Consider the following 12513-nt stretch of genomic DNA (forward strand, 5'->3'; position numbering starts at 1 on the left):
TTAAAATTTTTATGAAAATAATAATTCTAAGTCTTCAGATGAAATTGCAGAAATCAATCTACTATCAGCCTTGATAATTGAATCCGCTAAATTCCTTTTTGATTCTTGTAATTGTAATACCTTTTCTTCAACGGTATCTTTAGCAATTAATCTATAAGCAAATACATTCTTTGTTTGTCCAATCCTATGAGTTCTATCAATTGCTTGAGCTTCAACTGCTGGATTCCACCAAGGATCTAATAAAAATACATACTCAGCTGCAGTAAGATTCAAGCCAACACCACCTGCTTTTAAACTAATTAGAAACAATTTGCAATCATCATCATTCTGAAATTTATCAACAACTTCCTGACGGTTTTTAGTTTTACCATCTAGATATTCATATTTGATATTTCTATCATCGAGTTCTTCTTTAACAATCGCTAAAAAAGATGTAAACTGAGAAAAGACTAAAGCTTTATGACCTTCACTTATTGCTTCAGAAATCATACTTATCAAAGTATCCAATTTTGCAGAAGAAACATCTCTTTTGGTTTTATTTATTAATGCTGGATGACAAGCAACTTGCCTTAACCTTAACAAAGCTTCAAGTATATGAATTTTAGATTTTTGGAGGCCAATAGTACCGATTGTGTCGTTTAAAGAAGATTTATAATATTCTCTTAACTCGTTATAAATTCTTCTTTGAGCTGGATCTAATTCACAGAAAATTGTTTGTTCGATTTTCTCTGGTAAGTCTTTTGCAACTTCACTTTTGGTTCTTCTCAAGATGCAAGGTTTTAAAATTTTAGAAAGAAATTCTAAATATTCTTGATCTGGTTGCCTTAAATCAATTGATTCAAATATCATTGAACTAGTTGCAATTCCCAACATACCAGGATTTAAAAATTCAAAAATGCTTAAAAGCTCTCCTAAATGATTTTCAACTGGTGTACCCGATAATGCTAACCTATGATCCCCTTTAAGTAACCTTGTAGCTTTAAATGAAGCTGTAACAGAATTTTTTATTGCTTGTGCTTCATCTAAAATAATATATCTGAAATCCAAGTCTTTAAAAAATTCACCTTCACTTCTAATAGTTCCATAAGTAGTAATAACTATATCCGAATTTGCAATTGATTCTTTCAAGGAATCTCTTTGAACTCCAGTATAATTTAATAATTTTAATGTTGGAGTAAATTTTTTACATTCTTCTTCCCAATTGAAAACTAAAGATTTTGGAACTACAACTAAAGATGGCTTAACAGAATTGTTTTGGTTTTTCATATATTGAATAATTGCTAAAACAACAACTGTTTTTCCTAAACCCATATCATCAGCTAAACATCCACCTAGTGAAAAATCATTTAAAAATTTAGCCCAACTTAATGCCTCCTTTTGATAGTCTCGTAATTCTCCAACAAATCCAACTGGGGTTTCTAAAGTTTTAAGACCTTTAAAGCTTGAAAGCTGCTTTCTAGCTTCATCAAATTTAGTATCAAATGAAATATTAGGTTCTTTTTCTAATAATGCATCAAGTATAAGTGCTTGATTTGGTTTAAACCTAAATATCCCATCTTCTTGTAAATCTCCTAATTTAGATACAGATTTAAATTTGTTACGCATTTCATCAGAAATAAGACCTATTGAGCCGTCTTTTAGAATAACAACTTGTTCACCTTTCCTAATAGCCATCATAACTTCAGGTAATGAAACAACAGAGTCTTCAAAATTTAATTCTCCAGTTAAATCAAACCAATTCATTCCAGAAGAGATACCAAGTTTCATATTTCCAGCTTGTCTATACCTTTTCCCTTCAGCTTCAACTCTCCAACCTTCAATTAATAAAGTACGAATTGCATTATGGATTTTACTAGCAGATACCCTATATTCGTTTTCAATTTCAGTTTTTCTTAATGATTGGAAATCTAGTCCAATTAACCTTTCAATATATAACTCTTCTTCTTTGAAATTTCTAGTTTCAATTTCAAAATTATCTTTATTGAAAAAATTATTTCTTTTTTCAGTTGGTGCAACGTCAATAACCCCATATTTAAAATAAAGTTTTGCAGTTGCTTGATTAGCTCCTTGTTTTTTAGAAATACTTAACATTGGTAAAGGCTTACCTACAACAAAACTGAGATCTATCCCTTCTGGTAATACAACATCAGGTGGTTCACTAAACTGATATACTTCCTCTAAAAAATTTGTTAACTCACCTTTTTGAATTTCAAAATTATTATTATTTAATAACATATAAATCCATGCATTATGACTTTCAGATTTAAGCTCTAACAAATAATGTTTGTCAATAACAAAACCACCAATTAAAGTTTTTATTCCATTATGTATAACAACTTGCTTGGATTCGTTTTTTAGTACTCCAGTTAAAATATAATGTTCATCTTGCTCATCACCTTCAAATTCTTTTTCAGGCTTTGTTATGTAAAGCTTTAAATCAAAGCTGCCAGATGTATCTGCTATAAGTGGAATAAGGGTATCATGGCTTCCACCCCTATAAAAACATCTACTGGTACGAGTGATTAATGGAAGTAATTGACTCGATGTATCTTGATGCAAAGTATGGTGCGAATCTAAATTTTGTGAAGGTTTAAAGTTCCATGCATAGTAATTTGTATTTTTAAATTGATTTATAAATAAAGAGCTAATTATATTAATATCTAAAGAATTTGGCAATGATGAAATTAAATCTAATCCAATTTTTTCAGATTTTGGAGCAGATTTTGTTCCATCTTCAAACACATCATTAGAGGCAATTTCTAAAGGAATTGAATTTTGATAATTTAACTTATTGATATTAAAAATATATATCAATTCTTTATTAGAATCCCATTTTAATATAGGTATAACATCTTGCTTTGTTAAATCAACTGATGATAAAAACCTTCGCCATTTAGATCTATTTATTTTTGTTACTGTTTTATCTTCAATAATATTAATTACTTCAGCAATATCTATATGGTTAATACCTCTAACCTCCTTGAGTAGTAATTGTTCTGAATCAGCTTGCAATAAAACGCCCCAAACATGTTTACAAAATGTATTTTTATTTTTGGATTCAGTACATGTGCATTTGAAATCAAAACTTTTATCATCATAAAACATTAATATTACTTCATAATCTTTTGTACCAGAAACAGTTGCATGAATAAATTCTGGTGCAATTTTTTTAAATACAACTAACTCATTTGTTAAGTAGTTTTTTCCTCTTCTAATTACTGTTGTGGAAAAATATTTTTTTAATTCGTTAAGGATTGCTGACACATTAATGAAATTTTAATTAAAAGAAAAAGTGTAACCTACAAATTTAAATCAATGTTTCATTTACTCAATAAACTTATTTTTGTTTATATAAATAATTAATAATTTAATGATCATATCAAAAGAAAATAAAATCAATTTAAAAGGCATAGATACATTAGTTTTATTTGGTATAAACGATAAAAATTTGGAAATGTTAGAAAAGGAATTTAATTCCTCTATTTCTGCTAGAGGAGATGAATTATCTATTAAAGGTGAAGAGAATGAAGTTAAAATTTTATCAAAAGTTATTAACGAAATGATTTATCTTACCCAAAGAAATAATTCATTATCAATTAAAGATATTGAATCAATTTTATCATTAATTAACGAAAAATCAAATATTGATAGTTTAAATAAATCAATTGAAGATCAACATATTTTTACAAAAGATGGATCATTAAAACCGAGAGGGGATAACCAAAAAAAATATATTAGTTTGGTTAATGAAAATGATATTGTTTTTGCAATGGGTCCTGCTGGTACTGGTAAAACTTATTTAGGTGTTGCTTTAGCTGTCGATGCTTATAGGAAAAGGCAAGTAACAAAAATTGTATTAGCTAGACCAGCAGTTGAAGCAGGGGAGAGCTTGGGATTTTTACCTGGAGATTTGAAAGAAAAAGTTGATCCATATTTGAGGCCACTTTATGACGCATTAGATGATATGATACCTCATGATAAACTTAAAGCAATGATTGATAAAAGAGTGATTGAAATTGTACCATTAGCATATATGCGAGGTAGAACTTTAAGTAATTCATTCATAATTCTTGATGAAGCACAAAATGCTACTGCAATGCAAATGAAAATGTTTTTAACTAGGATTGGACTTGCAAGTAAAGCTATTATTACTGGTGATCCAACTCAAATAGATTTACCTAAAAATGCAGAAAGCGGTTTGGTTCAAGCTGAAAATATATTAAAGGAAATAGAAGGAATTGGTTTCATTTATTTCAATAAATTTGATGTTGTTAGACATAGACTAGTAAAAGAAATTATTAATGCTTATGAAATCAATAATAAATAATTACTCTCTTTTCATTTTGTCAAAAATCAATTCTTACAATTACATTTTATTTGAAGTTAAATATATAAATTTACTTTACTAAAAACATTTTTCCAGCTAACTGACGAACAAGTCCTTTAAATTCTAAAGTTAATAAATTAATTAGTAATTCACTTGAAGTCATGTTTAAATTACTTAGAATAGAATCAATATGTTTCGGTTCATAATTTAAATTATCTAATACTTGTTTTTCAAAAAATGTTAAACTTGAATGATCAATTATTTTAGTTTTTGTTTCTTCAATTATATCAAAATTAAATCCCAATGCAACAAGTACATCCCTTGGATTTAAGGTTAATTTAGCTGATTCATTTCTAATTAACTCATTTGTCCCTTTACTTTTTTGAGAATTTATATTACCAGGGACAGAAAATACTTCACGGTTTTGATCTAATGCAAACTGAGCTGTAATTAATGATCCACCCCTTATATCACTTTCAACAATTACTAATCCTTTTGAAATTCCAGCAATAATTCGATTCCTTTGTGGAAAAAATGCAGGTATTGCTTTTGTACCAAATGGATACTCAGATATTACTGCACCAGATTCAGAAATTTCATTAACTATTTTCTCTATGTATTCAGAATTAATTTCATCCAAACCTGAGGCAATTACTGCTATAGTTCTGCCATTATTTTTTAATGCAGATTTATGAGAATAAGTATCAATCCCGCGAGCTAAGCCACTTACTACAGTAATTTTGCTTAATACGAATTCTTCTGCGTATTTTTCTGCAATCAACCTACCATATTGAGTATTATTTCTAGTTCCTACAATACTAATACAGTTTTCATTTGTTATTAAATTTCCAAAAACAAATAAATTCATTGGAGAAGAGTAAATTTCTCTTAATAAAAAAGGGTAATCTTCATCCCAAAAGTTTATGATTTTATAATTATTCTTTTGAGCAATTTCAAATTGAATATTTGCTAAGTCAAGAAAATAATTGAACTTATGAATTGATTTTATTGAAGAAGATTTTAATCCAATTTCAGATAAATCTTTGGTTGTAGCAGTAAGAATTTCTTCAATACTTACACCAGTTTCAACAATATTTTTTAACATTGAAGATGTTAAACCAGAACATAAATTCAGTGCTAGAATGTTTAAATTTGATAACAATTTTTTTAGGGTTTTTAAAGTAAATACAGGTTCAATTTATTGAAATATAATTTACAATCTAATGATACCTTTTGAGTAGAAGGGAACAATATCAAATAGATTATTTTGAGCGCAAAATTTAACGTCTTCATTAAACCCTAGATTTATGAGTTTTTGGGCATGTTGACTCAATGAAATAAAACTAAAAATATCAGCTTCAGCAATTGAAGTAGAAACAACTGAATTTAACAAGGATGAATCATAGGTAACTACATTTTTACTTTTTAATAATTCTTTAAAAATAAAACCAGCGGTTATATTATCTTCTAAAGATACTTCACCATTTGTTCCTGCACAAGAAAATAATACATTTGAGTTTTGATTTTGAACAAACTTAACAATTGCATTGATATTTAATATTGAACCACAAATTACCTTGTTAGAACCAATAGACTTATTTAATAGATTTGTTCCATTTGTAGTCTTCATTAAAATTACTTTCCCTGAAACATTTTCAATCGAAAAATCAAAAGGCGAATTGCCAAAATCAAAACCATCAATTTTAATACAATTTTCTTCACCACACAACAAAGATGGAATAGTTAAACTTGCTTTAATATATTTTGCATCCTCAATGCTTGAAGCTGGAATAATGTATTTAGCACCATTAGCCAATGCTGTAACAATACAACTTGTTGCTCTTAAAGTGTCAATTGCAATAACCAATTTATCTTTGCATAATAAATTGTAATTTGATATAGGAAAATTGCTTAAACTACATTCTAAAACTGACATTTATATTTTAAAAAAAAAATGAATAACAAAATTATAGATTTAAGAAGTGATACATTAACAAAACCTTCAATTAAAATGCTTGAATATATGATGCAAGCAAAAGTAGGTGATGATGTTTATTCAGAAGATCCAACAGTAAACGAACTTGAAAATTTGATTGCGTCTTTACTAGGAAAAGAGTCTGCACTTTTTGTTCCTACAGGTGTAATGGGTAATCAACTATGTTTAAAAGTACTATCGAATCCAGGAGATGAAGTAATTTTAGGTTATGACAGTCATATATTTAATTATGAGACTGCTGCTCCTTCATTGTTATCTGGTATTCAACTTCATACAATTCCAAATTTTAATGGTAGCCTAAACAAAATTGATGTTCTAAATTCAATAAGAGAAAATGAATATTATTTACCAAAGACAAGTGTAATTTGTTTGGAACAGACCCATAACAAATCTGGAGGGAAGGTAGTCCCTATACAAGATATTTGTGATTTGAGTGAAATTGCAAAATCTAATAATATATCTTTACACCTTGATGGGGCAAGGTTGTGGAACGCGAGTGTTGCAAGTAATATTTCATTAAAATCATATGCTCAATTTTTTGATACTGTATCTGTTTGTTTGTCAAAAGGATTAGGTGCACCAATTGGGTCTGTTATATCTTCAACAAAAGAAAACATAATAAAAGCTAAAAAGTACAGGAAGATATGGGGAGGAGGTTGGAGGCAAGCTGGAATATTAGCTGCAGCTGGGATTTATGCTGTAGAAAATAATTTCCAAAGACTAAAGGAGGATCATAATAACACAAAAGAATTTGCTAATTTAATTTCAATCAACAAATCAATTAAACTCATATCTGAGCCTGAAACTAATATATTAATTTTTGAAATTGAAGATATTGACCCATACGAATTTTGCAAATTTTGTAAAGAACAAGGTTTATTGTTATCATCAGCTTTTAAAGGGAAGTTAAGAGCTGTTTTCTATAAAGATGTTTCTTCTGATGATGTATTTTTAGCGAGTAAAATTTTATTAGAATCTATTAATAATTACAAAAGATAATTCTTATTATAAAAAAGCAGATGAATAATTTATTCACCTGCTTTAATAAGAATTACAAAATTTTATAATTTAAAATCAACACCAACTCTTAAATTAATACCACCTCTAAAGCTAGCAGTAAGGTTACCAGCCAAAGAAGGAGTAAAGAAATATCTTGCTCCTCCATAAATATCCCAAGCAATACCAGAGGTACCACCAGTTGAAAAATTATCTTTATATGATACAGTTGAGTTATATAAATTTAATCCAACAAATGGATCTATTTGATTGTTTACATCAAAATGGTAAAGTCCAGTAACTCCAACCCAAATAATAGATGCATAATCAGTACTATAATAATCTAAATTTGCACCAATCCCAAATTTGCCAGGACCTAATTTAGCCAAACCATATTCATAGTCAGCACCAAAAATAGTTAAGCTATTTAGAAGCCAAACGTGAGGACCCAAGTAACTTCCACCAATTACAAACTGAGCATTTGATTTAGCTACAATAACAAAAATTAGAACAAATAAAGTTAAAAATTTTTTCATTTCTTGTTTAAATGATTAAGTTAAATATAATGATTGAAAAATAAGAGAGTACTAAAATAACTAAATTTAACTAAGAGTATATTAAAAAATATTAAAGTAAAGGATTAGAATTAATTAGGTGACATAATACCCCTTGTATTCAAAAATATATATAAATTGATTAGCTTTTATTTTCACACTCTTTTGGATTCAAACATTCCGCAAAAATTTGAAAAGAATGATCTTTAACTCTTAAACCTGCTTTTTCTGCTATTTCTTTTCTTATTTTTACTAACTCTGGTTGTACAAATTCGGATATGTGTCCACAATCTATACAAATTAAATGATCGTGATTTGGTTCATCAAAATTAACTTCATAATAACTTCTTGAACCACCAAAATGATGTTTAACAACTATTCCTGCTTTTTCAAATAACTCTAATGAAGAATAAACAGTAGCTCTACTTACATTTTGTTGCTTCCTTGAAAGAATATCAGCATACAACTCATCAGCATTAAAATGTCCACCATAATTTAGAACAAAATCTAATACTTTAAATCTTTCCTTAGTTGATCTTTGCTGTTCATGCTCTAAAAATTTTTTCAACATTTCATGAGCATTTACCTTTTGTTCTTCTGATAAGATTCTATCTTCACGGTTTATCTCTTTAGTTTCTATATGACTAGATACTATAGATTCTTTTTTAATATTTTTAGTCTTATCAGTTTGCATAAATAAATTGAAAGCTTAAGTTACAACAATTTTAGGATTTTGATTCTCTATTTCCATATTATTCTTAACTTTTTCATCTAATGAATTATCAAAAGCCTTCATTTCATTTAAATCTTTCTTTCTTCTTATAATTGACCAAAAGAACCCAAGCACCATAATTATAACACCAATCCAAACAAATGAAATAAATGGTTTTACTGATGCATCGAATACAAAAACTCTTTTAGTCGGTTTAGGAGGAAATCTTGGAGAAGAAAATGTTACTATTGCTTCAGATTTCGATAAATCACTTTTATCAACTTTAATGTCTGAAAAGCCTACCTTAACATCAGTTCCTGGAATTAACTCTGTCCTATAACTACCATCTTTTAACTGTCTAAAACTAGTTACTGATATGGTTGAATCTCCAGATATAAATTGAAACATTGCTCCTTGTAAATTTTCACTTGCTCCACGACTCATATCAAATTTTACAAATGTACCCTTAATAGTTGAATCAAATGGAACAGTAAAACTTGAACCTTTTTTAAAAGATAGTTTTGGATCTCCACCATCAACATCAATTTCTTTTGGAGAAATATAAATATCTTTTGTTAAAGTATAATGAATTCCTGGTTCTAAGAAAGCACCTTCCCTTTTATTAAAATCACTCCAAAATACTATAGGGCTAGCTGTGTATTGTTTACCATCTTTTTCAAGAATAATATTATGCCTATGCTTTTCTAAATCTGTTCTTTCTTCCTCAATTCTGTCAGCTCCTTTATAAGTAATTTTGTATCCAAAAGCATTTGAAGATTCTCCTTCAATTAATCTTATATGTTTTGATTGACTATACCTTGAAGTGAAAATTATTCCTAACATCAAAAGAGCAATTCCAGCATGTGAAACATATGCGCCTATAAATTTTGGATTTCCTTTTATAACTTTATATCCAATTTGAAGATTTGTACTTAATGCAAAAAGTGAAGTAAATCCTAGAATTATGAAAACAAAATCTTTAATACCCAATAAATATAATCCTATTGATCCTAATATTGAAAATACAAAAGGATATTTTAGTTTGTTTAAAAAGTCATTTAGATTTGATTCTTTCCAATTTGATTTAATAGACAATCCATTCAATAAAGTTATAATAATTGCTAAAGGTAAATGAATGTCGTTGTAAAAATCAGCAGGAATTGCAGCTTTAGTTTTACCAAACAAAGGAGTAATAATTGGCCAACTTGTACCAATAAAAACCACTAAAGCAGAACCTAAAATAGTTGCTGAACCTAATCCTAAAGCGTTTTCTTTTGATATTAACTTGTAGTTTTTAGAACTAGTTTTTAAATCTTTAATTCTATAAAAAAAAGTACCAAAACCTATGGAAATAAATAGAATTATTATTGATAATAAAACCCAATAAATAAAATTACCAGGATCAACAAAACTATGAACTGATGTATCACCTAATACTCCACTTCTTGTTAAAAATGTTGAATACAATATTAATCCATAAGCCAAGATGGCTAAAACAAAATTAGTTTTGATATAACCCCCAATACTATCACTTGAACCAGTAAGAATTTTACCAGTTTTTTTTTGAACTAATAGTGTATGTGATAGAGCTACACAAACCAACCATGGTATTAATGAAGAATTCTCAACTGGATCCCATCCCCAAAAGCCTCCCCAACCTAAAGTTTCATATGCCCAAAAGCCTCCGAGCATTATTCCGAAACCTAACACCATACAAGAGAATAAAACCCAAGGAATTGCTATAGTTACCCATTTCTGATAATCTTTTTTTATTAATGCTGCAATTGCAAAAACAAATGGAACAGTCATTGAAGCAAATCCAGTAAAAAGAATTGGTGGATGAATTGTGATCCACAAATTTTCTAGAGTTGGATTTAAACCTTTACCTTGAGTTGGAATGAATCCTTCTGGAATTTTTTGATCTGGGAATGATGCAAAAATTGTCTCAAAAGGTGATTTAACAACTAAAATCAAAAGCAAGCAGACTATTACAAGCATATAAGTTGCCATCACTTCCTTTTCATAATCAACTTTTTGAGAATAACCTAATATTGCTATTCCAATAATCATTGTTAATAAAGTCCATAACATAAAACTTCCCTCTTGTCCTGAGTAAAAAGTTGCCATTAATAAAGGCTTACTTAATTGAGTCGATGCATGCCCCCAAATATAAGTATTGGTGAAATCTAAGTTCAAGATATTGTACATCTGATAAAAACAAGCAACCATAAAAGACATTACAGTTGCATGGAAACAAATTCTTGCAATTGATATTAATTTTGGATTTGTTGAAGTTAAATTGATTGAATAACCAATTAAACTTATTAATGCAGATGTAATTGAAAAAGCAATTATTAAACCACCAATCATTTAAAAATAATATTATTCAGTTGAAAATTTATCGGCTTCATATTTTGAAGGACATTTAGTAAGAACATTTGAGCATTTAAATTTACCATTTTCTACTTCTCCAGTTGCAACTACTGATTGAGATAACTCAAAATTGTTTGGTTTTGCTCCATTTAAAACAACTTCAAGTTCTTTACCACTATTATCAATCATATTAAAAACAAAAGTATTATTTTCAGAATAATATTTGCATCCTTTATCTTTAACCCACTTTCCAGCTACTTGAGCTCTACTACCATTTTTCTCAGCAGTTGAAAAATCCATATAATCAATCTTTTTATTCTCAACTGCAACAAGTGCAATAACTACTAATAAAATAGTTGATACAATTCCAATCAAATATTTAACTCTCATTTATTTTTGTACTAATTTGATTTTCGAGTGATTTAATATTCTTATCCATTTTAACAATCATTAATATTACACCGATATAAATTATCATCGTTATAATTAGAACAACAAATATTGAATTTTCAACTAAAAATGTCATTTTGAGTATTAAGTTTTAAAATTTTAGTTCTTGAAGAAATATTTACTAGCCAAAAGTATAATAAAATAAAATGGAATAAACTTATAGAATAAATTACTTGTTTTGTAAAATCTAATGAATCTGTTTTTGCTGATAAAACAGGTCCTGAATTTGAATCTCCCATACTTCCTGGATGTAATCCATCCATTAACCTAGGCAAAACAAAGAGTAAAAAAACAACAGGTAAACATAGAAGAATCAAATAGATTGAAGAAATTTTGGATTTAGTTTCTTGATTATTTAAAGAAGATCTTAAAGCAAAATATGCACCATAAATTAGCATTACAATAAAGATGGATGTCTGTCTAGGATCCCAATTCCAAAATTTACCCCAATTAAATTTTGCCCAAACAGCTCCAGTTGTTGTAGCTAAAATACAGAATAAGAAGCCAATAATTGCTGCCGATTCTGCAATCATATCATATTCCAATTTACGAGTTCTTAAGTAAGCAATTGCATAACCAAATGCAATAAACCATGCAAGTTGTGTTAACCATGCTGTAGGTACATGAAAATATAAATTTCTTGCCCGTTCTTCTAATTGAGGAATTAATGGTAATACTAAATACGGGTCAATTAATAATACTCTATATCCAGTAAATTTTTTTGTTGTTCTATCAAAACTTGTCTCGATTATTAATTTTTGATTGATTTTTAAATCAAGAATTGAGGAATTATTTAAAAATGATATTGTTTTAATATTACTATCATTATCTATTAAAGTAACTTCCTTATCATTTATGGATAAAACCTTGGCATACAAATTAGTTTTAGCTCCACTTTCACGGCCTACAGCAACCATTGAAACTCCAACGAAGGAACCACCTGTTTGAATTCCTAAACCCATTAATATTGTTAATAATCCAGAAATTATTAATAATAGTTTCCACCAAAATGGTTTAGCTTTTGAGATTCCGTTTGGTAGAAACCCTAAGCAAGTTGAAATTATAAAAGCACCTCCAATTAATATCCCCTTCAATTTAAAATAAG

The 12513-nt window shown here is 28.3% G+C and carries 10 protein-coding genes; 2 read left to right on the forward strand and 8 right to left on the reverse strand.

Going from position 1 to position 12513, the window contains the following annotated elements; genetic code table 11:
• Positions 1 to 9: 9 nt before the first annotated feature.
• Complete coding sequence (locus tag IPP08_05955; GenBank protein QQS67704.1) at positions 10 to 3264, reverse strand: DEAD/DEAH box helicase; 3255 nt, start codon at positions 3262 to 3264, stop codon at positions 10 to 12.
• Between the two features lie 106 nt (positions 3265 to 3370).
• Between IPP08_05955 and IPP08_05960 the strand changes: the two genes are divergently transcribed.
• Positions 3371 to 4327 carry a PhoH family protein gene (locus IPP08_05960; protein QQS67705.1) on the forward strand — a complete coding sequence of 319 codons (957 nt, stop codon included), beginning with the start codon at positions 3371 to 3373 and terminating at the stop codon, positions 4325 to 4327.
• A 70-nt stretch (positions 4328 to 4397) separates the two neighbouring features.
• Here the strand turns inward: IPP08_05960 and dprA are convergent, their stop codons facing one another.
• Both dprA and IPP08_05970 read right to left on the reverse strand, forming a co-directional pair.
• Positions 4398 to 5432 (reverse strand): DNA-protecting protein DprA, encoded by a 1035-nt coding sequence (gene dprA / locus IPP08_05965; protein QQS67706.1) that lies wholly within the window; start codon positions 5430 to 5432, stop codon positions 4398 to 4400.
• Between the two features lie 108 nt (positions 5433 to 5540).
• Positions 5541 to 6263 (reverse strand): 2-phosphosulfolactate phosphatase, encoded by a 723-nt coding sequence (locus IPP08_05970; GenBank protein QQS67707.1) that lies wholly within the window; start codon positions 6261 to 6263, stop codon positions 5541 to 5543.
• Positions 6264 to 6281: 18 nt separating this feature from the next.
• Between IPP08_05970 and IPP08_05975 the strand changes: the two genes are divergently transcribed.
• Positions 6282 to 7322, forward strand: coding sequence for an aminotransferase class I/II-fold pyridoxal phosphate-dependent enzyme (locus IPP08_05975; protein ID QQS67708.1), 1041 nt, complete (start codon positions 6282 to 6284; stop codon positions 7320 to 7322).
• A gap of 62 nt (positions 7323 to 7384) precedes the next feature.
• Here IPP08_05975 and IPP08_05980 read toward each other — a convergent pair whose 3' ends face one another.
• The 5 genes from IPP08_05980 to ccsA (IPP08_06000) form a co-directional block, all read right to left on the reverse strand.
• The gene (locus IPP08_05980; protein QQS67709.1) at positions 7385 to 7855 is read right to left on the reverse strand and encodes a hypothetical protein; all 471 of its coding nucleotides are present in this window, start codon (positions 7853 to 7855) and stop codon (positions 7385 to 7387) included.
• A gap of 160 nt (positions 7856 to 8015) precedes the next feature.
• Positions 8016 to 8567: a transcriptional repressor gene (locus IPP08_05985; GenBank protein QQS67710.1), complete on the reverse strand. Its 552-nt coding sequence runs from the start codon at positions 8565 to 8567 to the stop codon at positions 8016 to 8018.
• A 15-nt stretch (positions 8568 to 8582) separates the two neighbouring features.
• Positions 8583 to 10955 carry a cytochrome c biogenesis protein CcsA gene (gene ccsA / locus IPP08_05990; protein QQS67711.1) on the reverse strand — a complete coding sequence of 791 codons (2373 nt, stop codon included), beginning with the start codon at positions 10953 to 10955 and terminating at the stop codon, positions 8583 to 8585.
• A gap of 12 nt (positions 10956 to 10967) precedes the next feature.
• On the reverse strand, positions 10968 to 11348 hold the full coding sequence (locus tag IPP08_05995) for a cytochrome c maturation protein CcmE (GenBank protein ID QQS67712.1): 381 nt from the start codon (positions 11346 to 11348) through the stop codon (positions 10968 to 10970).
• A 119-nt stretch (positions 11349 to 11467) separates the two neighbouring features.
• On the reverse strand, positions 11468 to 12502 hold the full coding sequence (ccsA, locus tag IPP08_06000; GenBank protein ID QQS67713.1) for a cytochrome c biogenesis protein CcsA: 1035 nt from the start codon (positions 12500 to 12502) through the stop codon (positions 11468 to 11470).
• Positions 12503 to 12513: the final 11 nt, after the last annotated feature.

This window comes from Chlorobiota bacterium (assembly GCA_016700335.1).
Classification (GTDB): domain Bacteria; phylum Bacteroidota; class Ignavibacteria; order OLB7; family OLB7.